Annotated in this window: 27 protein-coding genes; 21 read left to right on the plus strand and 6 right to left on the minus strand. The window is 70.6% G+C overall.

All coding sequences use genetic code 11. The features are described 5' to 3' along the window. Positions 1-62 precede the first annotated feature (62 nt). The 9 genes from RKD20_RS43925 to RKD20_RS43965 all read left to right on the plus strand — a co-directional run bounded on the left by RKD20_RS43925 (position 63) and on the right by RKD20_RS43965 (position 9,619). Positions 63-1,553 (plus strand): aldehyde dehydrogenase family protein, encoded by a 1,491-nt coding sequence (locus RKD20_RS43925; protein WP_424882621.1) that lies wholly within the window; start codon positions 63-65, stop codon positions 1,551-1,553. Positions 1,554-1,622: 69 nt separating this feature from the next. Continuing rightward, complete coding sequence (locus RKD20_RS43930; protein WP_424882622.1) at positions 1,623-3,179, plus strand: AMP-binding protein; 1,557 nt, start codon at positions 1,623-1,625, stop codon at positions 3,177-3,179. 4 nt (positions 3,180-3,183) lie between these two features. After that, the gene (locus tag RKD20_RS43935; RefSeq protein ID WP_424882623.1) at positions 3,184-4,335 is read left to right on the plus strand and encodes a thiolase family protein; all 1,152 of its coding nucleotides are present in this window, start codon (positions 3,184-3,186) and stop codon (positions 4,333-4,335) included. Further along, positions 4,332-4,727, plus strand: a complete 396-nt coding sequence (locus RKD20_RS43940) for a Zn-ribbon domain-containing OB-fold protein (RefSeq protein WP_424882624.1) — start codon at positions 4,332-4,334, stop codon at positions 4,725-4,727. The genes RKD20_RS43935 and RKD20_RS43940 overlap by 4 nt, the downstream gene beginning before the upstream one ends. A gap of 248 nt (positions 4,728-4,975) precedes the next feature. Further along, positions 4,976-7,342: a nitrate- and nitrite sensing domain-containing protein gene (locus tag RKD20_RS43945; protein ID WP_424882625.1), complete on the plus strand. Its 2,367-nt coding sequence runs from the start codon at positions 4,976-4,978 to the stop codon at positions 7,340-7,342. Between the two features lie 8 nt (positions 7,343-7,350). After that, positions 7,351-7,779 (plus strand): roadblock/LC7 domain-containing protein, encoded by a 429-nt coding sequence (locus RKD20_RS43950; protein WP_371570538.1) that lies wholly within the window; start codon positions 7,351-7,353, stop codon positions 7,777-7,779. A 17-nt stretch (positions 7,780-7,796) separates the two neighbouring features. After that, positions 7,797-8,165, plus strand: a complete 369-nt coding sequence (locus RKD20_RS43955) for a DUF742 domain-containing protein (RefSeq protein WP_424883471.1) — start codon at positions 7,797-7,799, stop codon at positions 8,163-8,165. Next, a complete protein-coding gene (locus RKD20_RS43960) occupies positions 8,146-8,742 on the plus strand; it encodes a GTP-binding protein (protein ID WP_424882626.1) in 597 nt (198 codons plus the stop codon). The genes RKD20_RS43955 and RKD20_RS43960 overlap by 20 nt, the downstream gene beginning before the upstream one ends. Positions 8,743-8,827: 85 nt before the next feature. Next, the gene (locus RKD20_RS43965; RefSeq protein WP_424882627.1) at positions 8,828-9,619 is read left to right on the plus strand and encodes a FadR/GntR family transcriptional regulator; all 792 of its coding nucleotides are present in this window, start codon (positions 8,828-8,830) and stop codon (positions 9,617-9,619) included. A 7-nt stretch (positions 9,620-9,626) separates the two neighbouring features. Here the strand turns inward: RKD20_RS43965 and RKD20_RS43970 are convergent, their stop codons facing one another. From RKD20_RS43970 to RKD20_RS43980, 3 genes are read right to left on the minus strand one after another with little or no spacing between them, the layout of a single operon-like run. Further along, positions 9,627-10,649 carry a TIGR03617 family F420-dependent LLM class oxidoreductase gene (locus RKD20_RS43970; protein ID WP_424882628.1) on the minus strand — a complete coding sequence of 341 codons (1,023 nt, stop codon included), beginning with the start codon at positions 10,647-10,649 and terminating at the stop codon, positions 9,627-9,629. Continuing rightward, positions 10,646-11,788: an acyl-CoA dehydrogenase family protein gene (locus RKD20_RS43975; protein WP_424882629.1), complete on the minus strand. Its 1,143-nt coding sequence runs from the start codon at positions 11,786-11,788 to the stop codon at positions 10,646-10,648. The genes RKD20_RS43970 and RKD20_RS43975 overlap by 4 nt, the downstream gene beginning before the upstream one ends. A gap of 20 nt (positions 11,789-11,808) precedes the next feature. Beyond that, complete coding sequence (locus RKD20_RS43980) at positions 11,809-12,594, minus strand: enoyl-CoA hydratase/isomerase family protein (RefSeq protein WP_424882630.1); 786 nt, start codon at positions 12,592-12,594, stop codon at positions 11,809-11,811. Between the two features lie 100 nt (positions 12,595-12,694). Between RKD20_RS43980 and RKD20_RS43985 the strand changes: the two genes are divergently transcribed. The 4 genes from RKD20_RS43985 to RKD20_RS44000 all read left to right on the plus strand — a co-directional run bounded on the left by RKD20_RS43985 (position 12,695) and on the right by RKD20_RS44000 (position 17,021). Continuing rightward, on the plus strand, positions 12,695-13,588 hold the full coding sequence (locus RKD20_RS43985; protein ID WP_424882631.1) for a crotonase/enoyl-CoA hydratase family protein: 894 nt from the start codon (positions 12,695-12,697) through the stop codon (positions 13,586-13,588). Between the two features lie 177 nt (positions 13,589-13,765). Next, positions 13,766-14,983, plus strand: coding sequence for an RNA-guided endonuclease InsQ/TnpB family protein (locus tag RKD20_RS43990; protein WP_424882632.1), 1,218 nt, complete (start codon positions 13,766-13,768; stop codon positions 14,981-14,983). A gap of 64 nt (positions 14,984-15,047) precedes the next feature. Then, the gene (locus tag RKD20_RS43995; protein WP_424883472.1) at positions 15,048-15,491 is read left to right on the plus strand and encodes a GMC oxidoreductase; all 444 of its coding nucleotides are present in this window, start codon (positions 15,048-15,050) and stop codon (positions 15,489-15,491) included. A gap of 114 nt (positions 15,492-15,605) precedes the next feature. After that, on the plus strand, positions 15,606-17,021 hold the full coding sequence (locus tag RKD20_RS44000) for a family 1 glycosylhydrolase (RefSeq protein WP_424882633.1): 1,416 nt from the start codon (positions 15,606-15,608) through the stop codon (positions 17,019-17,021). A gap of 54 nt (positions 17,022-17,075) precedes the next feature. On the opposite strand, the gene RKD20_RS44005 is transcribed toward RKD20_RS44000, so the two are convergent. Next, positions 17,076-17,576, minus strand: coding sequence for a MaoC family dehydratase (locus RKD20_RS44005; protein ID WP_424882634.1), 501 nt, complete (start codon positions 17,574-17,576; stop codon positions 17,076-17,078). A gap of 27 nt (positions 17,577-17,603) precedes the next feature. Continuing rightward, positions 17,604-18,425: an enoyl-CoA hydratase/isomerase family protein gene (locus tag RKD20_RS44010; RefSeq protein ID WP_424882635.1), complete on the minus strand. Its 822-nt coding sequence runs from the start codon at positions 18,423-18,425 to the stop codon at positions 17,604-17,606. A 109-nt stretch (positions 18,426-18,534) separates the two neighbouring features. On the opposite strand from RKD20_RS44010, the gene RKD20_RS44015 reads away from it, so the two are divergent. From RKD20_RS44015 to RKD20_RS44030, 4 genes are read left to right on the plus strand one after another with little or no spacing between them, the layout of a single operon-like run. Beyond that, on the plus strand, positions 18,535-19,659 hold the full coding sequence (locus RKD20_RS44015) for an acyl-CoA dehydrogenase family protein (protein ID WP_424882636.1): 1,125 nt from the start codon (positions 18,535-18,537) through the stop codon (positions 19,657-19,659). Between the two features lie 21 nt (positions 19,660-19,680). Further along, positions 19,681-20,895, plus strand: coding sequence for an acyl-CoA dehydrogenase family protein (locus RKD20_RS44020; protein ID WP_424882637.1), 1,215 nt, complete (start codon positions 19,681-19,683; stop codon positions 20,893-20,895). After that, on the plus strand, positions 20,892-21,404 hold the full coding sequence (locus RKD20_RS44025) for a nuclear transport factor 2 family protein (RefSeq protein WP_424882638.1): 513 nt from the start codon (positions 20,892-20,894) through the stop codon (positions 21,402-21,404). The genes RKD20_RS44020 and RKD20_RS44025 overlap by 4 nt, the downstream gene beginning before the upstream one ends. Further along, entirely contained in the window at positions 21,404-22,159 is a 756-nt protein-coding gene (locus RKD20_RS44030) for an SDR family NAD(P)-dependent oxidoreductase (protein ID WP_424882639.1), read from the plus strand. The genes RKD20_RS44025 and RKD20_RS44030 overlap by 1 nt, the downstream gene beginning before the upstream one ends. Before the next feature lie 5 nt (positions 22,160-22,164). Here the strand turns inward: RKD20_RS44030 and RKD20_RS44035 are convergent, their stop codons facing one another. Continuing rightward, positions 22,165-23,376 carry a CaiB/BaiF CoA transferase family protein gene (locus tag RKD20_RS44035; RefSeq protein ID WP_424882640.1) on the minus strand — a complete coding sequence of 404 codons (1,212 nt, stop codon included), beginning with the start codon at positions 23,374-23,376 and terminating at the stop codon, positions 22,165-22,167. Positions 23,377-23,521: 145 nt separating this feature from the next. Here RKD20_RS44035 and RKD20_RS44040 point away from each other — a divergent pair, with 145 nt between their 5' ends. Genes RKD20_RS44040 through RKD20_RS44055 form a run of 4 tightly spaced genes read left to right on the plus strand, consistent with a single transcriptional unit; the run spans position 23,522 to position 25,773 of the window. After that, positions 23,522-24,013, plus strand: a complete 492-nt coding sequence (locus tag RKD20_RS44040; RefSeq protein ID WP_424882641.1) for a PaaI family thioesterase — start codon at positions 23,522-23,524, stop codon at positions 24,011-24,013. A gap of 4 nt (positions 24,014-24,017) precedes the next feature. After that, complete coding sequence (locus RKD20_RS44045) at positions 24,018-24,878, plus strand: enoyl-CoA hydratase-related protein (protein WP_424882642.1); 861 nt, start codon at positions 24,018-24,020, stop codon at positions 24,876-24,878. Between the two features lie 23 nt (positions 24,879-24,901). Then, entirely contained in the window at positions 24,902-25,354 is a 453-nt protein-coding gene (locus RKD20_RS44050; RefSeq protein ID WP_424882643.1) for an FAS1-like dehydratase domain-containing protein, read from the plus strand. Then, positions 25,351-25,773, plus strand: coding sequence for a MaoC/PaaZ C-terminal domain-containing protein (locus RKD20_RS44055; protein WP_424882644.1), 423 nt, complete (start codon positions 25,351-25,353; stop codon positions 25,771-25,773). Before RKD20_RS44050 ends, RKD20_RS44055 begins: the two co-directional genes overlap by 4 nt. The last annotated feature ends 3 nt before the right edge of the window (positions 25,774-25,776 follow it).

Genomic DNA, 25,776 nt, shown 5'->3' on the forward strand with positions numbered 1-25,776 from the left:
CTTAATAGGTTAGCTATTTAGCCTGGATGTGCGCAGTGTTGCGCGGTCTCTAGGAGGTACCCGTGGTCACGGTCGATGTGGAGCTGCACCAGGAGAGAGCGGAGCGCGACCTGCCGCAGCCGCGTCTGGTCATCGGCGGCAAGGACGTCACCGACACCAGCGGCGGTCTCTACGAGCACCGCAACCCGGCCACCGGCCTCATCCAGGCCTACGTCCCGCTGGCCGGGCCCACCGAGGTGGACCAGGCGGTCGCGGCCGCCCGCCAGGCCTTCGAGGTGTGGGGCACCATGCGCCCCGCCGAGCGCCGCCGGCCGCTCACCCGCTTCGCCGGGCTGCTGCGCGACCACATCCCCGACTTCGCGGCGATCTGCCCGCTGGAGAACGGCGTGTGCATCGGCGGCTGGGCGGAGAACGTCGGACCGCACGTCGCCGAGTGGACCGAGTATTACGCGGGCTGGGCCGACAAGATCGAGGGCATGGTCGGCGCGGCCTACAGCCCGCACGAGAACGTCGAGTACACCATCGCCGAGCCGTACGGCGTCATCGGCCACATCATCACCTGGAACTCGCCCGCCCTGTCGCTGGCGATGAAGGTCCCCCCGTCGCTCGCCGCCGGCAACACCGTGGTCATCAAACCGGCCGAGTCCACACCGTTCTCGGCGCTGCTCTTCGCCGACCTGGCCCGCGAGGCCGGCATCCCCGACGGCGTCATCAACGTCGTCACCGGGCTCGGCGACGCCGGATCGGCCCTGGTCACCCACCCCGGCGTCGACAAGATCTCCTTCACCGGCGGTCCGGCCACCGCGCGCCGCATCATGGCCGACGCGGCTGTCAGTCTCAAGCCGGTCGTCTTCGAGCTCGGCGGCAAGTCCGCCAACCTGCTCTTCGCCGACACCGACCTGGACACCGTCGTCCCGTACTGCGCCGCCTTCGCCATGAGCAACACGGGACAGGGCTGCGCACTGCCCACCCGGCTCCTGGTGGAGCGCCCGATCTACGACGAGGTCATCGCCCGGGTCACCGGAGTGATCGCCCACCTGCCCGTGGGCGACCCGCTCGACCCCACGACGTACATCGGACCCCTCATCAACGAGGCTGCCCGCGACCGCGTCCAGGGCATGGTCGACAAGGCGGTGGAGGACGGTGCCGGCCGACTCGTGTACGGCGGCGAACGCATCGAATCCGACGGTTACTTCGTGACCCCGACCGTCTTCGCGGACGTCGACAACCGCAGCGACCTCGCCCAGCAGGAGGTCTTCGGTCCGGTCCTGGCCATCACCCCGTTCGACACCGAGGACCAGGCCGTCGCCCTGGCCAACGACAGCGAGTACGGCCTGTCCGCCTACATCCAGTCCCGTGACATCGCGCGCGTCAACCGCCTGGTGCCGCGCCTGAAGGCCGGGACGGTCTATGTCAACCCCGGCCCGAATCCGATCACTTCGCCCGCCACCCCGTTCGGCGGCGTCGGCATGAGCGGGTTCGGGCGGGAAGGCGGCAAGGCCGGTCTGGACGAGTTCATCAACGTGAAGGGCGTCGGCATCGGCCGCGCCTGACCAACCATGGGGAGCAAGCACGTGCTGAGTTATTCCGGGGGACAACCCCCAGACCCCCGCGCCCGCCGCATGACGTTCGGCGACATCATCCGTGAGCACCGACGGTCCTTCCCCGACAAAGTCGCCCTCGTCGACGGCGACGTCCGGCTGACCTGGCCCCAGTTGGACGAACGCACCAACCGACTCGCAGATGCCCTCACGGACGCGGGCGTCGGCTCCGGCGACCGCATCCTGTGGCTGGGCCAGAACTCCTTCCGGATCTGGGAGCTGCTCGGCGCCGCCGCGAAGATCGGCGCCATGGTCTGCCCCGGCTACTGGCGCTGGGCAGCCCCCGAGATGGCGTTCGCCGTCGAGGACTTCGACCCCAAGGTCGTCGTCTGGCAGGACGAGGAGATCGGTGACACGGTCGCCAAGGCGCGGGCCGAACTCGGCAGCGATCACCGGGCGTTGTGGCTGCGCCACGACGCCGAGGGCGCCGACTCCTACGAGTCCTTCCTTGCCTCCGGGTCGCCGGAGGACCCCGTCGCCGAGGTCGACCCCGACGCGGCCCTGCTGGTCATCTACACCGCGGCGATCTCCGGCAGGCAGTCCGGCTCGATGCTCTCGCACCGCAACCTGCTCTCCATGGGCGCGAGCGCCGCCTGGATGGGGGACATCGGCACGGAGGCGTCCTTCCTCGGCGCCGGTCCGATGTTCCACATCGGCAACTACCAGTTCTGGGGCGTCCCGGCCTTCGTCCACGGCGGCAAGAACGTGGTCGTGCGCCGCGTGGTCGCCGAGGAACTGCTCCCGCTGCTGGCGGCGGAGCAGTGCACCCACGCCTACCTGATGCCCCCGACCATCGCGCAGCTCGTCGCCCTCAACCGTGAGGCCGGCCACGACCTCTCCCACCTGCGCGCGAGCGTCGCCGCGCAGCTCTGGGAGGGCACCGTCCCCACCGATCAGAGCCGCTTCACCCGCAACGGCGGTGGCATGGGCCGCGGTTACGGGCAGACCGAGGTGACCGGCTTCGCGGTGACCGGCGCCTACGGCGACGCGGGCACCGGCAACGCGGGACGTCCCGGCCCCTTCACCGCCGTACGCATCCTGGACGGCACCGGCCGGGAGTGCGCGGTCGGCGAGGCCGGCGAGATCTGTGTCCGCGGTGACCTCGTGCACCTCGGCTACTGGAACCGGCCCGAGATCAACGAGGAACGCTTCCGCTTCGGCTGGTGGCACACCACCGACCTCGGCCGGCGCGAGCCCGACGGCACGATCAGCTTCCTCGGGACGACGACCCGCATGCTCAAGTCGGCCGCGGAGAACATCTTCCCGGCCGAGGTGGAGAACTGCATCGAGTCCCACCCCGCGGTCAAGGAGGCGGCCGTGATCGGCGTGCCCAACGAGCGCTGGGCGCAGGACGTCAAGGCCGTCGTGGTGCTCCGGCCGGGAGCCGAGCCGGTCACCGCGGCGGACGTCATCGAGCACTGCCGGGCGCGCATCGCCTCGTACAAGAAGCCGAAGACGGTCGAGTTCGTCGAGGCCCTGCCGCGCACGAAGGACTACGCCAAGGACTACGAGGTGCTCGACGAGCGCTTCGGCGGGGGCGGTTATCCCGGCGGCGACACGCTGGGCGCGGGACGGTGACGTCGTGAACGGCCGCCAACCCGTGGTCGTCGGCGTGCACGCCACCGAACAGGCGCTCACACTGCCCGACCGCGACGCCATGGACCTCGCCCTCGAAGCGGTGCGCGGCGCGATCGCGGACGCCGGACTGACCCCGGCCGACGTCGACGGCGCCCAGGTCGACTGGCCCGGTCCCGGGGGCGTGCCCGGCGAGGGCAGCTCCTGGGCGCGGATGCTCGGCCGGGACCTGCGCTGGACCAGCGACTCGATGCTCGACAACGCCGGCTCACGAGGCCTGCTGAAGGCGGCCGCCGCCATCAGCGCCGGATACGCGGACACTGTCGTCGTCGGCGGCTGCAAGCTGGTCTCGCGCGGAGCCGGTCCCGTGGGAGCCGGGGTGCCCCTGGAGTTCGCCGACGTGTGGGGCAGCTATGTCGTCGCCCAGTTCGCGCTGGTGGCGGCCCGCCACATGCACGAGTACGGCACGACCTCCCGCCAGCTCGCCGAGGTCGCCGCCACCATCCGCAACAACGGCACCACCAACCCGGAGGCGATGATGTACGGCCGCGGCCCGTACACCGCCGACGACGTCCTCGCCTCCCGGACGGTGGCCACGCCCTTCCACCTGCTGGACTGCTGCATCGTCGGCGAGGGCGGCGCCGCACTCGTGGTCACCACCGCCGAACGGGCCCGCGACCTGCCGCACCCGGCCGTCGCCGTCCTCGGCGGCGGCATGGAGTACCACCAGGCCGCGTACGCCAACCCGGCGCTGCACCGGGAGGTCGGCCAACTCGGCCGGGACGCGGCGACCCGCGCCTACGCCATGGCCGGCGTCGGCCCGCACGACGTGGACGTCTTCTCCCTGTACGACCCCAACTCCTTCGAGATCATCAGGCAGCTGGAGGCACTCGGTCTGTGCGGGGAGGGTGAGGGCGGGCCACTGGCGGCCAGCGGTGCCATCGCCGTGGGCGGCAAGCATCCCGTCAATCCCGACGGGGGCTGCCTGTCGTACGCCTGGAACGGGACGCAGCAGATGACGCTCAAAGTCGTCGAGGCGGTACGGCAGTTGCGCGGCACCGCCGTGCACCAGGTGGAGGGCGCCGAGCTCGCGGTCGTCGGGAACGCCGGGTCCGGCGCGCAGCACTACGAGATGAGCCTGCTGGGGAGAGCGCGATGAACCGGCCCGTACCCGTCCCCACCGAACTGTCCGGACCGTTCTGGGAGGCGGCCCGACGCGGCGACCTGGTCGTCCCCTACTGCCCCAGCTGTGACCTGCGCTTCTTCGTCCCCGAGCCCGCCTGCCCCGGGTGCCTGGCCCCGGACTGGCATTACGTGGTGAGCACGGGCCGGGGGACCGTCTACTCGGTGACCGTGGTGCACCGCGCACCCGGCCCCGGCTTCGACACACCCTTCGCGCTCGCCGTGATCGACCTCGACGACGGCGCCACCCTGCTCTCCCACGTCGACGCCGGCGATCCGGACGCCGTGGCCATCGGCATGCGCGTGCGCGTCGACTTCCGGCCCCTCACGGACGAGATCACGCTTCCCTGTTTCGTACCGGAGCCCTGACCGCATCGGTTGAAACCGATGATGGTGAAAGTTTAGTGCTCTAAGTGTATTTAGATAGCGGTATCCAGGGATAGCATCGGCGCGTCATCGTGCGGGCCCATCGGAGCGGCCTGTCACTTGGAGCATCGCTGGGGACCTCAGTGGCAGTGCACGCGCGTGCGTCGAAGAGACAAGGGCCAAGGGACAGCGGAGGCACCGGAGCCCGGCGACAGCCATCACTCCGAACGGTCCTGCTCATCCTGGCTCTGGTGCCCAGTGTGACCCTGGTGGCCCTGTGGCTGGCGAGTTCCGCGCAGCTCTACACGGACTGGCAGACACAGAAGGACCGCAACGCGGCCTCCAACGCGGCGGCACGTCCGATCATGGCGGCCTTCTTCGACCTCCAGGAGGAACGGCGGCTCAGCGGCGCGGAGTTGGCCGATCCCAAGGGCTACCAGAAGGCGTTGCGCGCGCAGCGCGCCCGCACCGACAGCGACGTCACGACCGTCCAGGAACTGCCCGACAGCGGCTGGAGCGCCCCGGACGACATCCGCGCCAACGTCGTCCAGGTGGGCAGGAACCTGCGGAAGCTGGCCGACTACCGGGCGGGGGTGGACCAGCGGAGCGCCTCGCAGCAGCAGACGTTCGACCGCTATACGAGCCTCATCTCGGGCCAGTTGACCCTGTTCACCACCCTGAGCCATGTCGGTCTGCCCAATATCGACTACCTCGCGCGGCCGGCCATCGACTCGGTCTGGGGCATGGAGATGATCTCGCGGGAGAACGCGCTCTTCACCCGCGGCTCGGTGACCGGACGGCTCTCCGCGACGGAACGCGGGCAGCTCGCCGGATGGATCGGCTCCCAGCACTTCCTCTACGTCAGCAAGGTCGTGCCTCTCGTACCGGACGACCAGGCGGCGCTCTACCGGAAGTTGATGGCGGGCGGCGCGTGGAAGCAGAAGACCACGGCTGAGCAGAAGGTCCTGTCCGGCACCGGCACCGGCACCGGCTCCGGGGCCGACGCCGACAAGTTCTCCAAGGACCTGGGCACGACGTGGAGCGACAGCGTCGGGCCGGTCGCCGCCCAGCTCCAGCAGCTCAACACCGCCTACTCCGTGACCCTGACGGCCGCCACCGAGAAGGAACTGAACGCGATGGTGCGGCGGTTGATCGTCACCAGCGTGATGGGCGCGGTGGCGGTGCTCGTGGTCGTCCTGATCAGCGCGCTCCTCACCCGGACGCTGCGCCGCCGGATCTCCGCGCTGCGCGTCGCCGCCCTGGACCTGCAGACCCGCATGCCTGCCGTGGTCGAGCGCCTGCGCAGCGGAGACGTCGTCGACCTGGACGCCGAACTCCCCGCGATCCAGCACGGCGACGACGAACTCGGCCAACTGGGCCAGGCGTTGAACCTGGCCCGCCACAGCGCGCTGGACACGACGATGGCTCAGGTCTCGCAGTTCCGCGGCTTCGAGAAGCTGCTCCAGCGCATCGCCCGGCGTACCCAGCTGCTGATCGGCCTGCAGATGAAGAAGCTCAGTGAGCTGGAGCGCCGGCACGAGGATCCCGAGGTCCTGGAAGGCCTGTTCGACCTCGACCATCTGACGGCCAGGCTGCGGCGCTACGAGGAGAACCTGGTGATCCTCGGAGGCGGCCAGCCGCAGCGACGCTGGCGCAAGCCCGTCCTGCTGCTGGATGTGCTGCGCTCCGCGCAGAGCGAGGTGCAGGACTACCGGCGGATCCAGATCGACGTCGAGGACCGGGTGTGGCTGGCCGAGCGCGCCGTCGGCCTGGTGATCCACGTGCTGGCCGAACTCATGGAGAACGCGGTGGGCTTCTCCAGGCCACCGACGCCCGTGGAGGTGTACGCCGCCCGGGTGGGACGCGGTCTCGCGGTGGAGATCGAGGACCGCGGCGTGGGCATGGACCCCGAGCAGTACGACGCGGCCAACCGGCTGATGACCGAGCCGCCCCGCATGGACGTCATGTCCCGGGCGGACGACGTCAGGCTCGGCCTCTATGTGGTGGCCCGGCTGGCGCGTGCCCTCGACATCCAGGTGGAACTGCGGCCCTCCTCGTTCGGCGGCACCCGGGTCGTCGTCCTCATCCCCGACGAACTCGTCGTCGAGGCTCCCGGGCGGACCGGGCCGACACCCGAAGCAGCCGCCGCCTGGCCGCCGCCTCCCGAGGCGGCCGTCGCGGACGTGCCCGGTGTGGAGCACAGGACGGCCCCGGACGTGGACACGCTGGTGACCAGCCGTGTCGGCCCGCCCGCAGCCGCGGTTCCCCCGAGTGATGTGTGGACCCGGCCGCCGCGTCCCCACCCGGTGCCGCAGACGGCCGGCGCGCCTCAGGGCAACGGCACCCTGCGCGTGGATGCCGCGCCGGACGTGCAACCGCTGCCCAAACGGGTACGCCTGGCCAGTCTCGCCGACGAACTGCGGGACCCGAGCGCCGGTCCGGTTGCCCAGCCGACCGACGAGCAGACGTCGGTCCGGCGGCCCGCACCCACCCGTTCCGGCGCGACGATCGGTGCCTTCCAGCGCCAGTCCCGGATGGTCCGGCGCGACGTTCCCCCGACCGACCACGAACCCCTCGACGTGCTGCCGCAGCGTAGACGGATCCCGACGGAAGACTGACCATGACAATGCGAACGACCGCCACCCATCCGGACCTCGACTGGTTGCTGGACGGCCTGGTCGAACAGGTTCCCGGCACGCACCACGCCATTGTGCTGTCCGACGACGGGCTGGTGGTCAGCCAGTCCCGCACCATCGCCCGCGGCGACGCCGAGCGCCTGGCCGCCATCGCCACCGGCCAGCAGAGCCTGGCCCGCGGGGTCGGGCAGCTGTTCGGTGGTGGTTCGGTGCACCAGGTCATCGTCGAGCTGACCGACCTGTGGCTGTTCATCTCCGCCGCGGGCCGCGGCACCCATCTGGCCGTCGTGGCATCCCAGGAAGTGGACGCCGAGTTGATGACCGTGGCCATGCACACGCTGATGCAGCAGGTGGGACAGCGCATGAGCACCGAGACGCGCTTCGGGGCGCCCGCCGACGAGCGCGGTGTACGTGAGTGAGCCACTGGATGGACGGCCTGGAAGACGGGGACGCTGAAGAGCTGTCGGTCAGGCCTTACACGATCACCCACGGCCGGACGGCACCCACGCGTGACGACCTCACTCTGATCACCCTCGTGACGACCGTCGAACCGGCACCGGGCCGGGCCGGTCTGCGAGGCCTGGAACCCGAGCACCGCTCGATCCTCCAGCAGTGCCGTGCACCCGCGGCCGTCGCGGAGATCGCCGCGGAACTGGACCTGCCCGTGGCGGTGACGAAGATCCTCATCGACGACCTGGTCGCGCTGGGCAGGGCGACAACCCGCCCGCCGATCGCTGTAGCAGTAGGGAACACCATGGACATGACGCTTCTTCGGGCGGTGAGGGATGGCCTTCGCAGACTCTGACCCCGCGGGCCGGGCCTACGACGGCTCGGCCCCCGCGGCGGTCAAGATCCTTGTGGCCGGCGGCTTCGGTGTGGGCAAGACGACCCTGGTCGGGGCGGTGAGCGAGGTGGCACCGCTGCGCACCGAGGAGTACCTGACCGTCGCGAGCGTGGGCGTCGACGACGTAGAGGGCGTCGAGCGGAAGGCCACCACCACGGTGGCGATGGACTTCGGCCGCATCATGGTCAACCCCCGGCTGGTGGTCTATCTCTTCGGGACACCTGGCCAGGAGCGCTTCTGGTTCATGTGGAACGACCTCGTGCACGGCGCGCTCGGTGCGGTGGTCATCGCCGACACCCGGCGGCTGGAGTCCAGCTTCGCGTCCATCGACTTCTTCGAGAGCCGCGGCATCCCGTTCGTGATCGGCGTCAACTGCTTCCACGGCCGCCAGGAACGCAGCGAGCGGGAGATCCGCGAAGCACTCGACCTCGACCCGGAAGTCCCCTTGGTGATGGGCGACATGCGGCAGCGATCGGTCGGCCGCGACCTGCTCCTCGCGCTGGCCGAACATCTTATTGCCGCGAACTCGGTAACCTAGTTCAATCAGTTATCTAGTAGAGTGAACCGTCTACCCGGTGCTCGGGCCCTGTCCCGCACCTGTGGGTCGGACGGAGGTGGGCCCGGTGACGAGTACGAAGGGGCGGCAGGGCGGTGGCGGTGGGGGCGTGAACGGTGTCAAGGTCCGCGTCCCCAAGATGGCCGAGCTGGTGGCGGCACAGCTGCGCCGCAAGATCGTGCGCGGGGAGCTGGCCGAGGGCGAGGCGCTGCCGGCCGAGTCGGCGCTGATGGCGGAGTTCGCCGTGTCCCGGCCGACACTGCGCGAGGCGTTCCGGGTGCTGGAGTCGGAGTCGCTGATCAGCGTGCGCCGGGGCGCCCGGGGCGGGGCACGGGTGCAGATTCCCGAAGGCACGGTCGCGGCCCGGTATGCCGGCGTGGTCCTCGAATACCGCGGCACGACCCTCAAGGACGTCTACGACGCCCGTACGGTCATCGAGGCACCGTGCGCCGGACTGCTGGCCGAGGGGCGCACGGACGAGGACCTGGAGCGGCTGCGGGCCGCCGTCGCCGAGGCCGAGGCGCTGATGGACGAGCCGTCGGCCTTCATCCGCGCCCACATGGAGTTCCACGCCCTGGTCGTCGAACTGGCGGGCAACGAGACGCTGAGCGTCCTCAACGGCATGGTCCGGCACATCATCGACCAGGCGAACTGGTCCCACGTCGACCTGGACGCGGGCAGCCCCGAGAACGTACGGGCCAACCGCCGGGGCTTCCGCGCGCACGGCGCGCTCGTCGAACTGGTCGCCCAGCGCCGGGCCGAGGCCGCCGAGGAGCTGTGGCGCCTCCACCTCCAGGAGGCCGAGGACTACCTGCTGCAGAACAGGTCCATGACCACCGTCCTGGACCTGCTCGGCTGACGCGACGTCACGTGCTGTGGAGCTCCTCGACGATGGGCTCCCACACCTCGGCGTCGATCTCGTACGCCGTGTAGAAGGACACCCGGTCGACCAGCGCCCCGTACCGGCGCCGGATCTCGCCCGCGACCCGCTCCGGTTCCGCCACGACCGCGAAGGTGTGCAGTACCTCGTCGTCGACGAGGCCGCTCATCGCCTCCCACTTGTCCTCCCGCCGGGACGTCGACAACGCGTGCAGCTCGTCGCCGAGTTCGCCCCAGCCGTGCAGCTCCAGCACTCCGCGGTAGGCGGGTGTGCTGCCGTAGAAGGCGATCTGGGCGCGGGTGCCGTCGATCGCGCGGGTCATCTCCTCCTCGGTGCGGCCGGTCGCGGTCAGCAGCAGATGGGAGACGGCGAAGTCGGCCCGCGTACGGCCGGACGCGGCCAGACCCGCCTCCACGGTCGGCAGGGTCACCTCCCGCAGGTACCGCTCGGTGGTGAAGCCGTGCGCGAGGAGCCCGTCGGCGACCTCGCCCGCCACTTTGGTCATCGCCTGGCCGACCGCGGCCACGAACACCTTGGGCGCGCCGCCGGGGGCGGGCGGGGGCGAGAAGAAGGGCGACATCAGGGTGTGCGAGTAGAAGTCGCCGCGGAAGTTCAGCTTCTTACCCTCGTTCCAGGCGGCCCAGATCGCGTGCAGCGCGCTCACGTACTCCCGCATGCGGGCCGCGGGCCGGCTCCAGGGCATGTCGAAGCGCCGCTCGATGTGCGGCTTGATCTGGCTGCCGAGACCGAGCGAGAACCGTCCGCCGGCGTAGGTCTGCAGGTCGTGCGCGGTGTACGCGAGCTGCATGGGGGAGCGGGCGAAGGCGACCGCGATGGCCGTGCCGACCTCAAGGCGGTCGGTGTGTTCGGCCGCCAGCACCAGCGGCAGGAAGGGGTCGTGCTTGGACTCCGACGCCCACAGGCCGTCGTAGCCGGCCTTCTCGTGGTGCCGGGCCTCCTCCACGACCTCCGTGGTGCTCCACACGTTGAGCTTGCCGTCGACCTTCATGCCACTCCCTTGTCCTTTTCCGTTTCCATGCCGATGCGCCGTGCGAGCAGCTCCCGGTGGTACGCCGGATCACCGAACAGCAGCTGTGACGTCTTGGCGCGCTTCAGATACAGGTGGGCCGGGTGCTCCCAGGTGAAGCCGATGCCGCCGTGCACCTGGATGTTCTCCTGCGTCGCCTGTACGCACGCGTCGGAACAGAACGCCTTGGCCAGGCTTGCCACGGCGGGCAGCTCCGGATCATCGTTCTCCGACGCGAGCAGGGCGTAGTGGGCGGCGGCGCGCGCCGACTCCACCTCCAGCAGGACGTCGGCCAGCAGGTGCTTGACGGCCTGGAAGGAACCGATGGGCCGCCCGAACTGATGGCGCACCTTGGCGTACTCCACCGCCATGTCGAGCGCGCGGGAGGCCACCCCGACCTGCTCGGCGGCCAGCGCCACCGCGGCCCGGTCGAGCACCTCCGAGACCAGGTCCCAGCCGTCGCTGTGGGTACGCAGCCGGGTCGCCGGTACGTCCTGGTAGTCGAGGCGGGCCTGGCGACGGGTCGGGTCCATCGTGGGCAGCGGGGCACGGGTCAGGCCGGCCGCGTCGCCCTCCACGCAGAACACCCCGATGCCGTCGCCGGTGCGGGCGACGGTGAGGACGACATCGGCGGTGGCACCGTCCAGGACGAACATCTTGTGCCCGGTCAGCAGCCAACTCCCGTTGCTCTCACGGGCGGTGAGTCGAACTCCCGCCGCGTCGCAGCGGGCGGAGTCCTCGGTCAGGGCGAGTGTCCCGACGAGCTCACCGGAGGCCAGGCCCGGCAACAGGCGCTTGCGGGCGTCCTCGTCGGCGCAGCGCAGCAGCATGGCCGTCGCCAGCACGGCCGAGGACAGGAACGGCGCACACACCAACGCGCGGCCCATCTCCTCCATCACCACGCCCACTTCGACCGGCCCGCACCCGGCACCGCCGTACTCCTCGGGGACCGCGAGGCCCTGCAGCCCGAGCTCCGTCCCCATCCGGAGCCACAGCGCCCGGTCGAAGCCCTCGGGTGTCTCCATCAGGCGACGCGTCTCGGTCTCGGGCGAGGTGTCGGCCAGGAACGCCCTTACGGTGCGCCCCAGTTCCTCCTGCTCCTCGCTGAACGCGAAGTCCATGTCTCAGCCCTCTCCGGGTCTCAGCCCTCTCCGGCGGTCCGGCGACGGGCGCGGGACGCGATGATCTTCTCGACGACGGCGATGTGGTCCGGCGAGTGCATGGTCTCCTGCTCGGCGAGCAGGGCGGGTTCGAGCACGGTGGCGAGCGCCTGCTCCAGGTGCAGGTTCACCGCGAGCTTGGTCTCGCGCAGCGCCTGCGCGGGCAGCGCGGCCAGCCGCCCGGCGAGGTCCATTGCCTCGTCCAGGAGCTTGTCCTTGGGCACGGCCCGGTTGGCGATGCCCAGCCGGACCGCCTCCTCGGCGCTCACCCGGTCGCCGAGGAACAGCAGTTCCTTCGCGCGGGTCAGTCCGACGAGCAGAGGGAGGACGAGTGCACCGCCGTCGCCCGCCACCAGTCCGACCTGTACATGCGGGTCCGCGACATAGGCGTCGTCGGCCATGAGGACGAGGTCGCTCAGCAGGGCCAGGCTGCATCCCAGGCCCACCGCCGGCCCGTTGACCGCCGCGATCACCGGCAGCGGACAGCGCACCATCCCGGTGATGATCCGCCGGGCCTCGTCGACGTTCCGCTCCCGGAAGGCGCGGTCGCGCTGGACCCGGGTCATGATGTCGAAGTTGCCCCCGGCGCTGAACGCCCGGCCGCGCCCGGTGAGGACGACCACCCGGGCCTCCGGGTCCTCGGCGAGCGAGTCCCACAGCGACGCGAGTCCCGCGTGCAGCTCCTCGCTCATCGCGTTGAGCTGGTCCGGTCGGTTCAGCTCGACGAGCCGGACCGGCCCGACGGCCGTCACCAAGAGGTCCGTCATCTCCACCGCCATCAGTCATCATCGAACGAGTCAGTAGAGTTGAATGCTATAACTAATTAAGCTTTCTGGAAACGGCTCGCCGGAGTGACGGAGGACGCGTATGCCGCAACAGGAGTACGAGACCGTGCGGGCCGAGGTGGCGGACCGGATCCTCACCGTCACCCTCGACCGGCCCGAGAAGCTCAACGCCTTCAACCCCCAGATGATGGCCGACCTGCTCGACGTCCTGGACGCGGCCGACGCCGACGACGAGATCCGGGTGATCGTGGTGACCGGTGCCGGGCGCGGCTTCTGTGCGGGCGCCGACGTCAGCTCCGGCGGCTCCTCCTTCGACCACCGCAAGGCGGGCGCCTGGCACCGGGACACCGGCGGCCGGGTCGCCCTGCGGATCTTCTCCAGCACCAAGCCGGTGATCGCGGCGATCAACGGCCCGGCCGCGGGCGTCGGGGCCAGCATGACCCTGCCCATGGACATCCGCCTGGCGTCGACCTCGGCGAAGTTCGGCTTCGTCTTCGCCCGGCGCGGCATCGTGCCGGAATCGGCGGCGAGCTGGTTCCTGCCCCGGGCCGTCGGCATGCAGCGGGCCATGGAATGGGTGGCCACGGGCCGTGTCTTCGGCCCGGACGAGGCACTCGCGGCCGGGCTGGTCCGCTCCGTGCACCCGCCGGAGGAGCTGCTGCCGGCGGCGTACGCACTCGCCCGGGAGATCGCCGACAACACCTCCGCGATCTCCGTCGCCCTGTCCCGCCAGATGATGTGGCGGATGCTGGGCGAACCCCATCCGATGGCCGCCCACCGGCTCGACTCCCGGGTCATGAGCCAGATCGGCGGCGGCCCGGACCCGGTGGAGGGCGTCCAGTCGTTCCTCGCCAAGCGGCCGCCCGCGTTCCCGGGCCGGGTCAGCAAGGACATGCCACCCCTGTATCCCTGGTGGCAGGAGGAGGAGTTCCGCCCCCTGGAGGAGCAGGCACCGGCATCGGAGGGCCAGGGGTGACGACGTTCGACTGCATCGTGGTGGGCGCGGGGTCTATCCGCCTCAAGTGAACATCGGTGGACACCTTGTGCCGGAACTTGGTCACGAAGACCAGTGCACATGCATCCCGAAAACACAGTGCCGACCAGTTCTGATCTCCTGCATCTCACCCATAACCCACGCATCTAGGTGACGGTCATGCAGCTCCGGTACAGCTTCCGTCTGTACCCGGACACCGGCCAGCAGAGGGCGCTGGCGAAGGCGTTCGGGTGCGCCCGTAAGGCCGGCAAGCCGTTCCCGACGGCGGGTCAGCTGTCCGCGCGCCTGATCACCGAGGCCAAGCGGACAGCGGAACGGTCCTGGCTGGGTGAGGTCTCCGCGGTGGTGCTCCAGCAGTCCCTGCGGGACGCGGAGAGCGCGTACCGCAACTTCTTCGCCTCGCTCAAGGGCACCCGCAAAGGCCCCAGGGCGGGCCCGCCCCGTTGCAAGTCCCGCAAGGACGCCCGGCAGTCGGTCCGATTCACCGCCAACGCCCGCTGGCACATCACCGGCAGCGGCCGTCTGAACTTCCCGAAGATCGGCGCGGTGAAAGTGAAATGGTCCCGCACGCTGCCCACCACCCCCAGCTCCGTCACCGTCATCAAAGACGCTGCCGGCAGATTCTTCGCCTCCTTCGTCATCGACACCGACCCCGCAACCGACGCGACGCGGATGCCGCAGACCGACCGGATCATCGGCATCGACCTCGGCCTGACTCACTTTGCTGTCCTCTCCGACGGCACGAAGATCGACTCCCCGCGCTTTTTGCGGCGTGCGGAGAAGAAGCTGAAGAAGGCCCAGCAGGAGTTGTCCCGCAAGCAGAAGGGCTCGAAGAATCGCGCCAAGGCCCGCCTGAAGGTCGCCCGCGCCCACGCCAACGTTGTTGACGCACGCCGCGAGTTCCTCCCCCACGCTCGGCTGCGCTCGCGCGGGGGGACCCCCATCCAACTCTCCACGCGGCTGATCTCCGAGAACCAAGGGATCGCCGTGGAGGACCTGTCGGTGGCGGGACTGGCCCGCACCAGGCTGGCCAAGTCGGTACGCGACGCCGGATGGTCCTCGTTCATCAGCATGCTGGCCTACAAGGCAGAGCGGTACGGCCGCACCCTGGTCACGATCGGCCGGTTCACACCGACCTCCCAGACCTGCTCCACCTGCGGCACCGTGGACGGACCCAAACCCCTGAACGTGCGGGAATGGACCTGTAGCGCCTGCGGCACCGTCCATGGCCGGGACACCAACGCCGCGATCAATATCAAACAGGCCGCCGGACTGGCGGTATCAGCCTGCGGAGCGCCGGTAAGACCAGGAGCAATCCCGGCACAGCGCGAAGAAACAGGAGGCCACGGAATCCCGACCGGAAACCGTGCCGCATAGCGGCACAGCAACCGGTGGAGAAGGCCAGAATCCTCGCCCTTCACGGTGAGAAGCAAGTCAAATCCTGCGCCCCACCGCCGAGGGCGGCCCGCACATCACCTCTGCCGCCCCCGACGCCCCTGTCACCATCACGCCGAACTACTACGGCTCCGACCACGACCGCACGGTGGGGACCGCCCTCTTCCGGCGCATGCGGGAACTCTTCGAGACCGAGCCGATTGCCGGCCGGATCACGGCCGAGACGCTCCCGGGCCCCGGCGTCCGCGACGACCAGGACGTCATCGACGCCGGTCTCGACCAGGGGCGCTGCGGCTACCACGCCATCGGCACCTGCGCCATGGGCCCGGACGAGGACGACGTCGTCGACGGCCGACTGCGGGTACGCGGCATCGAGGGTCTGCGGGTCGTCGACTGCTCGGTCATGCCGACCATGGTGTCCGGCAATCTGAACGCACCGATCATGGCCATGGCCTGGCGGGCGGCCGACCTCATCCTGGGTGCGGTCTGATCCCGTATCGGGAGATCTGGCCGAAACATTGTCGTAGTTTGTTTGACCTGTTAACGTCCGGTCGGCGGACATTCAGTTGAATGCGCTAAACCATTCACCGCCTGGACGGTAACCATGAGCGATGGTTTCCTGCATGAATCCCTTCGCCGTGTCGACTGGGGGGTCGCCACGGCGGACACCATCGCGGCACCCTTGCCGCCCCTGCCGGAACGCGGCGGGCACTTCCGGCAGTGGACCGACGACCTCAAGCAGCTGACCGGTGTCGTCGCGGACACCCACCGCATGGTCGCCGGATGGCCGCAGCTCCAGCCCGACGGCCCCGGCAGCTGGGACCGGGACGCCCTGGACCGCTGTGACCGCGCGCTCGACGCGCTGCTCGCGCACGGCAGCCGCCCCGCCCTCACCCTGCTCGACCGCTCACTGCCGCCGTGGCTGGACGCGGCCGGCGGCTGGCTCGCCCGCGACACCGCCGAGCGCTTCGCCGCGTACGCGGCCGAGCTGGGCCGCCGTTTCGGCGACCGGGTGGAACGCTGGATCACCTCCACCGATCTCGCGGGCCCCACGCTCGCCGACCACGTGGCCGGAATGTACCCCCCGAGCCGGGGCGCGGGCCGGGCCGGACTGCCCGCGGTCCACCACATCCTGCTGGCCAACGGGCTCGCCACCCAGGCCCTGAGGGCCACCGGCGCGCGAGGCCGGATCGGCACCACGGTCACCCTCGTGGGCGGCTACCCGGCCACCGACGACCCCTACGACCGTCTCGCCCTGGAACGCCTGGAGAGCTGGACCAACCGACTCTTCCTCGACCCTCTGCTGCTCGGCGAGCACATGGTGACCGAGGACGGCGACTCACCGGTCGAGGACACCGGCTGCGTGCGCCCCGGCGACCTGGAGACCATCACCACCGAGCAGGACCTGCTGGGCCTGTCCTGGCACACGCCGTTCCGCGTCACCGCGCCGGAGAACCTGCCCCGCGTGCTGCCCACGAGAACCTGCCAGAGCGCCCTCAACGAGGTGAACCGCCTGCTCGTGGGCCTGGGCTTCGCGATCGTCCCGTTCGACGACGTGGAGACCACCGCCTACGGCTGGCCGATCATCCCCGAGGGACTCGCCGACGCCGTCGCCGGCCTCTACGAGCTCTACGGCGACGTGCTGCCGCCGCTGTCCGTCATCGACAACGGCATGGGCGACCTGGACCTCGTCGACGCCACGGGACACAGCGACGACGACCGGCGCCGGGCCCTGCTGCGCGCCCGGCTCTCCTGGCTGGCCGGACTCACCGCGGCCGGCGTGCGGGTGTGCGGCTACGAGTACTGGTCGGTCCTGGACAACCTGGAGGCCAAGTTCCGCTACACCCGCCTGTACGCGATGGCGGTCCCGGACCACGAGGCCCCGCCCCGTCCCTCGATCCCCTCCGACTGGCTGCACCACGGCGCCTTCGCCGACGCCGCCGTACCGGAAGCGGGGCGGCCCGCCGGCCTGAGTCTGGTGCCGGCTCCGCCCCGGGCCAAGGACGGCGCGACCTCGTAGCCCGGCCGCGGGGTCAGGACGCCGGAGGCGATGCAGCCAGTCACCGCCTCGGGCTCAGGAGGCCGGAGCCTCGTAGTCCCTGCCGCGGATCAGCCGCACCGGCGTGTAGACGAGGACGTCCTCGTCCCGCTGGTTGCGCACCGTGATCCGACTCGTCACCACGCCCCGGCCGTGCTTGCTGGAGGGCCGGGAGCCGGTGGTTTCCACGACGGCGTACACGGTGTCGCCGACGTAGACCGGACCCTGCACGGTGAGTTCCATGTGCAGGAAGGCGAGGCCCGTGCCGTGCAGCACGTTCGTCTGGAGGACGAGGCCTTCGGCGATGCAGTAGGTCAGTCCTCCCGGGACGAGTCGCCCCGTGTAGCCGCCGTCCGCGGCGTGCGAGGCGTCCCAGAAGAGGGGCTCGGTGAAGCCGCCCCAGGTGACGAAGTTGACCAGATCGGTCTCCGTGATGGTGCGGCGGGCGGTCCGGAAGACCTGCCCGACCGGCATCTCCTCGTAGGTCAGCCCCTTGACCAGAAGGGGGACCTCGGTGCTGGTCTGCTGCGGTGCCATGATCGATCGGTTCCTCTCGTACGGTGGTCACAGGTCCAGCGGGTGCTTGCCGCCCACGCCCTCGAAGTCCGCGGCCCGCTTCTCGCGGTGCGCGGCGAGTCCCTCGACGACCTCGTGGCCGCCGAACCCGAAGAACTCCAGCCCCAGCGAGGCCTCGAAGATCGGCTGGGCGGTGCGGTACCAGTGGTTGAGGGACCGTTTGGTCCAGCTGATGGCGCTGGCCGGTCCGGCCGCCAGGGCGGTCGCCACCCGCAGGGCCTCGGTGTGCACGTCGGCGTCGTCCACGCACTTCGACACCAGCCCGATCCGCTCGGCCTCCTCGCCGGTGAGCGTCTCGCAGGTGAGGAGGTAGTACTTGGCCTTGGCCATGCCGCACAGCAACGGCCAGCAGATGGCGGCATGGTCACCGGCCGCGACACCGAGCCGCGTGTGCCCGTCGACGATCTTCGCCGTGCGGGCGGCGACGGAGATGTCCGCCAGCATGCCGATGACCAGACCCGCCCCGACCGCCGGGCCGTGGATCGCGGAGACCACCGGCTTGGAGCAGTTGAGCACGCCGTAGACCATGTCCCGCGCCTCCCGCATCACCCGGGCGCGCACCGCGTAGTCCTCGGTCATGGCCTCGATGGAGTCGAAGGTCCCGCCCGCCGAGAACGCCCGGCCCGCCCCCTGGACGAGCACCGCGCGGGTCTCCTCGTCCCGGTCCACGACGGACCAGATGTCGGCGAGTTCGCCGTGCATCCGCGGATCCACGGCGTTGAGGTTCGGGGCGTCGAGCACGATCCGCAGCACGCCGGGCGCGGGCCGCTCGAAGGTCAGGCTCGTGAACGGGGCGTAGGGATCGGTCACGTCGCGCTCCTGGTGTATTCAGTGTGGATACTATAATTATCTAACTGTATTGAGGGGTGGGCGGCAAGCAGGCCGCACGTGACGTTGCACGGAGGACGGGAAGTTCGGCATGGATCTCACCTACAGCGAGGAACAGGACGAACTGCGCAAGGTCGTCCGCTCGTTCCTCGCCAAGCACTCCGACGAGGCGACCGTGCGCCGCCTGGCCGCCGACCCTCAGGGTCACGACCCCGTCGTCTGGCGGCGGATGGCCGGCGAACTCGGCCTCCAGGGCCTCGCCGTCCCGGAGGAGTACGGCGGCTCGGGCTTCGGCTACGTCGACCTGGGCATCGTCTTCGAGGAGGCGGGCCGCGCATTGCTCGGCGGGCCGTACTTCGCCACCGTGGCCCTGGCCGCCGAGGCCCTGCTGCGCTGCGCCGACGAACAGGCGCGGCACGACCTCCTGCCGGGCATCGCGTCCGGCGAGACGGTGGCCACACTGGCGCTCACCGAGGACAGTGGCCGCTGGGACGAGCAGGGCATCGGGCTCACCGCCGCCCACGACGGCACAGGCAGCTGGCGACTGACCGGCGTGAAGACATACGTCCCCGACGGACACCTCGCCGACCTGCTCCTGGTCGCCGCCCGCACGCCCGGTGGCATCAGCCTCCTGGCCGTCGAGACCGCCGACGCACCAGGCCTCACCCGCACCCCCGTCCCCACCCTCGACCAGACCCGCAAACAGGCCCGGATCGAGTTCACGGACACCCCCGCCCGCCTCCTGGGCCCCGAGGGCACGGCGTGGCCCGCCCTGGAGCGCACCCTCGCCACCGCGGCCGTACTCCTGTCCGCCGAACAGGTCGGAGGAGCCGCGGCCGCCCTGGACGCCGCCGTCGAGTACGCCAAGATCCGCGAGCAGTACGGCCGGCCCATCGGCTCGTTCCAGGGAATCAAGCACAAGTGCGCCGACATGCTCATGGAGATCGAGTCCGCCCGCTCGGCCGCGTACGGCGGACTGTGGGCGCTGGACGCGGGCGACGAGGCGGAGATCGCGATCGCCGCCGCCCTCGCCCAGGCCTTCTGCTCGGAGGCGTTCACCAAGGTCGCCGCCGACAACATCCAGGTCCACGGCGGTATCGGCTTCACCTGGGAGCACCCCGCGCACCTGTACTTCAAGCGGGCCAAGAGCTCCGAAGTGCTGCTCGGCACACCGTCGTACCACCGGGAACTGCTCGCCACCCGGCTCGGCATCTGAGACCCAAGGGAGAAAGCAGACATGGAGCTGGACTTCGGGCCCGCCGTACGCGACTTCCGCGACGAGGTGCGGGACTGGCTGGCGGACCACCTCGTGGGGGAGTTCGCCGAGCACCGGGGCGTGGGCGGCCCCACCGACGGAGCGGCCTGGGACGTACGCCTCGCCTGGGACCGTGAACTGTCCGCCGGAGGCTGGCTGGGCGTCGGCTGGCCCCAGGAGTACGGCGGACGCGGGCTAGGACTGTTGGAAGAGATCGTCTTCGAGTACGAGTACGCCCGCGTGAACGCCCCGTACCGGGCCACCGTCAACGCCCTCGACCTGCTCGGCCCGATGCTCCTCAAGATGGGCAGCGCGGCGCAGAAGAAGCGTTTCCTGCCGCCGATCCTCGCCGTCGAGGAGCTGTGGGGTCAGGGATTCAGCGAGCCGGGCGCCGGTTCCGACCTGGCGTCCGTGCGCACCCGGGCGGAACTGGACGATGGGGGCACCTCCCGCTCGAGCGGAGCCGAGAGTGGGGGAGAGTGGGTGGTCAGCGGACAGAAGGTGTGGACCTCGTTCGGTGTGCACGCCGACTGGCTCTACGTCCTCACCCGCACCGATCCGCGGTCCGTGCGGCACAAGGGCCTGAGCCTGCTGCTGGTGCCCACGGACCAGCCCGGCGTGGAGATCCGCCCCATCCGCAACCTCGCCGGGCAGGACGAGTTCGCGGAGGTCTTCCTCTCCGACGCCCGTACGGGCGCCGACATGGTCGTCGGCGAGGTCGGTCAGGGCTGGCGCACCGCGATGGCCACGCTCGGCATCGAACGCGGCACCACGCTCCTGCCCCAGCAGCTCACCTTCGAGCGGGAGGCCGAGGCGCTGATCGACCTGGCCCGGGAGCGGGGCGCGCTCGACGACCCGATGCTGCGCCGCCGTATCGTCGACGCCTGGATCTCCGTACGCATCATGCGCACCACCAACCTGCGCACCATCGCCGAACTGACCGCCGGCCGCACGCCGGGAGCACAGGCCACCACCGCGAAGCTGTACGCCTCCACCCGCCATCAGCAACTCGGCCAGCTGGCCACGGAATTGGCGGGACCCGCCGGACAGATCGTCGGCGAGGACTACGCCCTGGACCGCCGCCAGCGCTCCTTCCTGCTCTCTCTCGCCGAGACGATCTACGGCGGGTCGAGCGAGATCCAGCGCAACATCATCGGGGAGCAGGTCCTCGGTCTGCCCAAGGAGCCGCGCCCGTGACGCCGGTCGAGGACCGTCTCGACCGCATCGAGTCGCAGCTCGCCATCCAGCAGCTGCCCATCCGCTACGCGCTCGCCGTGGACGGCCGCGACCTGGACGCCTGGGTCGGCTGCTTCCGGCCCGACGTGGACATGGGGCGCCACGGCCGCGGGCGGGATGTCCTACGGCGGCACATCGAACCCCAGGTGCGCGGCTTCCACCGGTCGGTCCACCAGATCTGCGGCCACCGCGTCGAGTTCACCGGCCGCGACACGGCGACCGGCGCGGTGTACTGCCGGGCCGAGCACGAGGTGGGGGAGCGGTGGATCGTGATGGCGATCTGCTACTGGGACGACTACGCGCGCGTGGACGGCGAGTGGTACTTCTCCCGGCGCCGCGAGCGGCACTGGTACGCGGCGGACGTGACCGAGCGCCCCCAGGCCGTGGGATTCAAGGGCTGGGAGGGTGCCGGGGAGCCGGCGCTGCCCGAGGCCTTCCCCGCCTGGTCGGCCTTCTGGAAGGAGACGTGATGGCACGTTTGTCAGGGAAGACGGCGCTGGTCACCGGCGGCGGGCAGGGCGTGGGGCGCGGCATCGCGCTCGCGCTGGCGGCCGAAGGGGCGGCCGTGGTGATCACCGGCCGCATCGAGGCCAAGCTGAAGGACACGGCCTGGGAGATAACCGAGCGTGGGGGACGGGCGTTCACCGTGGTCGGGGACGTGGGGGAGCGGGACGACGTCGACCGCATGGTGGCCGGGACGGTACGGGAGTTCGGCGGTCTCGACGTGCTCGTCAACAATGCGCAGTCCTCGGTGCAGCGCCGGCTGGCGGAGACGTCGTACGAGGATGTCGAACTCACCTACCGCAGCGGACCGTTGGCCGCCTTCCACGCGATGCGGGCCGCCCTGCCCCACCTCAAGGAGAGCCGTGGCAGCGTGGTGAACCTCGGTTCCTCGGCCGCCGTGCAGGGCGAGGCGACCTTCGCGGCGTACGCGATGGCCAAGGAGGCGATCCGCGGCCTGAGCCGGGTCGCCGCGCGGGAGTGGGGCGCGTACGGGATCCGGGTGAACGTCATCTGTCCGGCCGCGCTCAGCCCGGCGGCGGAGGACTACCTGGCCGCGCACCCGGACAAGGCGGACGAGCTCGCCCGGCAGATCCCGTTGGGCCGGCTCGGGGACCCGGAGGCCGACATCGGCCGGGCGGTGGCCGCGCTGGTCAGCGACGACATGGCATATCTGACCGGCGCGACGCTGATGCTGGAGGGCGGCCGGACCCTGATCGGCTGACGCCGCTAGACGACACCCCGGCCCCGCAGCGCAGCCAGCTGACTCTCCGTCACCCCCGCGAGAGCGGTGAGTACTTCGTCGGTGTGCTCACCCAGCGCCGGCGGCGGGGCGTACCCCTCGACCGGGGTTGCCGTGAACCGGATGGGGTTGGCGAGCATCGGCAGGGGCCCGGAGGCCGGGTCCTCGACCTCGATCAGCATGCCCCGGTGCTGTATCTGCGGGTCGGCGAAGACCTCGGGCATCTCGTTGTACGGGCCCGCGGGGACGTCGTGTGCGTCGAGTACGGTCAGCCACTCGTCCCGGGTGCGGGTGCGCAGGATCGCCGCCAGCACCGGCAGGATCTCCTCACGGTGGGCGATCCGGGCGGGGGTCGTGGCGAACCGTTCGTCCTGGAGGAGGTCGGTGCGGTCGGCCGCGGCGCAGAACGCGGCGAACTGCTTGTCGTTGCCCGCGACCAGGAAGATCGGCTTGTCCTTGCAGGGGAAGGCCTGCGAGGGGATCCCGCCGTACCCGCCGTTGCCGCGCCGCTGCGGAACCTCGCCGGAGACCAGGTAGTTCATCGCGAAGTGGGACAGCGAGGCCAGGCCGCAGTCCAGCAGGGACAGGTCGATGAACTGGCCCTCGCCGGTGAGGTCCCGGTGGCGCAGGGCCGCGAGGACGGCCGTGGAGGCGTACAGCCCCGTCAGGATGTCGATCATGCTGACGCCGACCTTCATCGGCTCCTCGGGGTGCCCGGAGACGCTCATCATCCCGGACATGGCCTGGAAGATGCCGTCGTAGCCGGGGCGGTCGGCGTACGGGCCGGTCTGGCCGAAGCCGGTGACCGAGAGGTAGACGAGGCGCGGGTTGAGCGCGCGCAGGCTCTCGTGGTCCAGGCCGTACTTCGCCAGCGTGCCCGTCCGGAAGTTCTCGACCAGTACGTCCGACCGCGCGGCGAGGGCGCGGATCAGTTCCTGTCCCTCGGGGGAGGCGTGGTTGACGGTGACCGACCGCTTGTTCCGGTTGCAGGAGAGGTAGAAGGCGGCGGTGTCGGTCCGGTCGCCCTCGGGCCCGGGGGCGAAGGGAGGGCCGTACGACCGGGAGTCGTCCCCCGATCCGGGCCGCTCGACCTTGATCACCTCGGCGCCCAGATCGGCCAGCATCTGGGTGGCCAGCGGCGCGGCGAGGATGCGGGACAGATCGAGCACGCGGATCCCGGCCAAGGCGGTCGACGGCATCTGGGTCTCCCTCTGTTCACGGACGGCGAATCAGTTATATAAATAATACATCTAGCGCCGAGCTGCGGCTCGCGCGATTGCCTCATCTATTCAATTCATGTAACTATATGGATCGGCCGTCAGGCCGGGACCGGAGGGCGGGCTGATGACCGTCGCGGCGAGGACCCTCACCGATCAGGAACAGCGCGAACGCCGGGCCTGGTTCCGGGCCCGCTGGGAGCGCGGGGTCGCCTTCAACCGGCGCTGCCGGATCCGGGTCACGCGCTGGGACGCGGACGAGGTCGAGATCGTGCTCCCCTACGCCGAGTCCCTCTCGGCCCACGAGGACGTCTTCCACGGCGGCGTCATCTCCGCGCTCATCGACACCGCCGGCGCCGGAGCCGTGATCGCCGGACACGACTTCACCAAGGGCAGCCGGCTCAGCACCGTGTCGATGTCGGTGCAGTACCTCGCACCGGCCCGCGGCCGTGAGGCGGTCGCGTACGCGCGCTGTGTGCGGCGGGGCGGCCGGGTGCACTTCGCCGACGTCGACGTCAGGGCCGACGGACGCCTCTGCGCCCGCGGTCAGGTGGTGGTGACCATCTCCGGGGAACGGCCCGGCGTCGGCGACCCGATCGAACCGCTGGACGAGGAGTGACGTGATGCCCGAGGAAACCGTGGTGGCCCCCGAGGACCTGGACCTGGTCCTGTACGAGGTGGACGAGGACGGCGTCGCCACCGTCACCCTCAACCGGCCCGAGCGCAAGAACGCGTGGAGCCTGCCGATGGAGCGCCGCTTCTTCGCGCTCCTCGACCGGGCCGCACAGGACCCCGCCGTCAGAGTGGTGATCATCACCGGTGCGGGCAGGGCCTTCTGCCCGGGGATGGACATGCAGCGCCTGGAGCGGAACTCGCAGCCGGGGGAGTCCCTCAACCTCCAGGCCCGCGTCCCCATGTACAGCAGGCGGAACATGCCGAAGCCGCTGATCGCCGCCGTCAACGGCGCCTGCGCGGGCATCGGCCTGGTCCAGGCGCTCATCTGCGACGTCCGCTTCGCCGCCCGAGGGGCACGCTTCACCACCGCGTTCACCCGCCGCGGCCTGGCCGGCGAGTACAACCTGCCGTACGTGCTGCCGCGCGTCATCGGTCTGGAGAACGCGCTCGACCTGCTGCTGTCCGGCCGCGTCCTCGACGCCGACGAGGCGAAGAGCCTCGGCCTGGTCAGCCGCGTCGTGGAACCCGAGGACCTGCTCGACGCCGCCCGCGCCTACGCCCGGGACATCGCCCGGAACTGCTCGCCGCGGGCCATGGCCGTCCTGCGGCACCAGGTGTACGGCGACCTGGACCGCACCTTCACCGACGCCCTCGCCCGCTCCTACTCCGCTATGGAGTTCTTCGCGGGCTCGCCCGACTTCCGCGAGGGCGTGTCGAGCTTCGTGGAGAAGCGGGAGCCCAAGTTCGAGGGCCTGCCCCCCGACTTCGACCCGGATGAGGCCACGCGCGACGCGTTTCTGCCGTACTGAACCGATGCGAGGAGCACACGCAGATGACAGGGCAACCCTTCCCCGTCGAGGCCGGGCACATCATGATGTTCGCCCGCGCCATCGGTGACGAGAACCCCGCCTACCAGGGCGAGTCGGCGCTCGCACCGCCCACCTTCACCATGGCGAGCGCCCACTACGACCCCGAGTACCACCTGCGTCCCAAGCCGGACGAGGAGTGGTTCGGGTCGGGGCGTGACGCCGGCGTCATGGCCGAGGGCGGTGGCGGGCTCCACGCCGAGCAGCACTTCGAGTACCACCGTCCGGTGCGCGCCGGCGAGACCCTCTACGCGCACAACAGCACCGGCCGCAGCTGGGAGAAGCAGGGCCGCACCGGCCGCCTGCTCTTCAGTGAGCGCATCACCGAGTACCGGGACGCAGACGGCGAGCCGGTCGTCAGTGCCGTGACCGTGGCCGTCGTCCCCGAGGGCCCGGCGACCCCGAAGGACGCCCGATGAGCCTGAGCCCGGACGACATCAAGGTCGGCGAGACGCGCGAGAGCGTCCTCGTCGACGACCTCAAGCGCACCCGGATCGTGCAGTACGCGGGCGCCTCCGGCGACTTCAACCCCCTGCACACCGACGAGCGGTTCGCCGTCGAGGCCGCCGGCTATCCCGGCGTCTTCGCCCACGGCATGCTGACGATGGGCATGACCGGCCGGGTCCTGACCGACTGGGTCGGCACCGAGGCACTGCTGCGCTACGGCGTGCGCTTCAAGGCCCAGGTCTGGCCCGGCGACACCCTCACCGCCACGGTCACCGTCGAGTCGATCGAGGACACGCCGACGGGCCCGGTCGCCCGCTTCACCCTGCGCACCGTCAACCAGGACGGCGCCGAGGTGGTCACCGGCACCGCGGCGGCCCGCCTGGAGCCCTGACCC

This window comes from Streptomyces sp. SLBN-8D4 (genome assembly GCF_049739545.1).
In the GTDB taxonomy this organism is placed as follows: Bacteria; Actinomycetota; Actinomycetes; order Streptomycetales; family Streptomycetaceae; genus Streptomyces; species Streptomyces canus_C.

What these genes read in the sequence shown, in the direction of transcription:
- RKD20_RS43930 (WP_424882622.1), top strand. Translation starts at nt 1,623, where the DNA reads ATGACGTTCGGCGACATCATCCGTGAGCACCGACGGTCCTTCCCCGAC.
- RKD20_RS43940 (WP_424882624.1), top strand. Translation starts at nt 4,332, where the DNA reads ATGAACCGGCCCGTACCCGTCCCCACCGAACTGTCCGGACCGTTCTGG.
- RKD20_RS43950 (WP_371570538.1), top strand. Translation starts at nt 7,351, where the DNA reads ATGCGAACGACCGCCACCCATCCGGACCTCGACTGGTTGCTGGACGGC.
- RKD20_RS43960 (WP_424882626.1), top strand. Translation starts at nt 8,146, where the DNA reads ATGGCCTTCGCAGACTCTGACCCCGCGGGCCGGGCCTACGACGGCTCG.
- RKD20_RS43970 (WP_424882628.1), bottom strand. Translation starts at nt 10,649, where the DNA reads ATGAAGGTCGACGGCAAGCTCAACGTGTGGAGCACCACGGAGGTCGTG.
- RKD20_RS43975 (WP_424882629.1), bottom strand. Translation starts at nt 11,788, where the DNA reads ATGGACTTCGCGTTCAGCGAGGAGCAGGAGGAACTGGGGCGCACCGTA.
- RKD20_RS43980 (WP_424882630.1), bottom strand. Translation starts at nt 12,594, where the DNA reads ATGACGGACCTCTTGGTGACGGCCGTCGGGCCGGTCCGGCTCGTCGAG.
- RKD20_RS43985 (WP_424882631.1), top strand. Translation starts at nt 12,695, where the DNA reads ATGCCGCAACAGGAGTACGAGACCGTGCGGGCCGAGGTGGCGGACCGG.
- RKD20_RS43990 (WP_424882632.1), top strand. Translation starts at nt 13,766, where the DNA reads ATGCAGCTCCGGTACAGCTTCCGTCTGTACCCGGACACCGGCCAGCAG.
- RKD20_RS44000 (WP_424882633.1), top strand. Translation starts at nt 15,606, where the DNA reads ATGAGCGATGGTTTCCTGCATGAATCCCTTCGCCGTGTCGACTGGGGG.
- RKD20_RS44005 (WP_424882634.1), bottom strand. Translation starts at nt 17,576, where the DNA reads ATGGCACCGCAGCAGACCAGCACCGAGGTCCCCCTTCTGGTCAAGGGG.
- RKD20_RS44015 (WP_424882636.1), top strand. Translation starts at nt 18,535, where the DNA reads ATGGATCTCACCTACAGCGAGGAACAGGACGAACTGCGCAAGGTCGTC.
- RKD20_RS44020 (WP_424882637.1), top strand. Translation starts at nt 19,681, where the DNA reads ATGGAGCTGGACTTCGGGCCCGCCGTACGCGACTTCCGCGACGAGGTG.
- RKD20_RS44030 (WP_424882639.1), top strand. Translation starts at nt 21,404, where the DNA reads ATGGCACGTTTGTCAGGGAAGACGGCGCTGGTCACCGGCGGCGGGCAG.
- RKD20_RS44035 (WP_424882640.1), bottom strand. Translation starts at nt 23,376, where the DNA reads ATGCCGTCGACCGCCTTGGCCGGGATCCGCGTGCTCGATCTGTCCCGC.
- RKD20_RS44040 (WP_424882641.1), top strand. Translation starts at nt 23,522, where the DNA reads ATGACCGTCGCGGCGAGGACCCTCACCGATCAGGAACAGCGCGAACGC.
- RKD20_RS44045 (WP_424882642.1), top strand. Translation starts at nt 24,018, where the DNA reads ATGCCCGAGGAAACCGTGGTGGCCCCCGAGGACCTGGACCTGGTCCTG.
- RKD20_RS44050 (WP_424882643.1), top strand. Translation starts at nt 24,902, where the DNA reads ATGACAGGGCAACCCTTCCCCGTCGAGGCCGGGCACATCATGATGTTC.
- RKD20_RS44055 (WP_424882644.1), top strand. Translation starts at nt 25,351, where the DNA reads ATGAGCCTGAGCCCGGACGACATCAAGGTCGGCGAGACGCGCGAGAGC.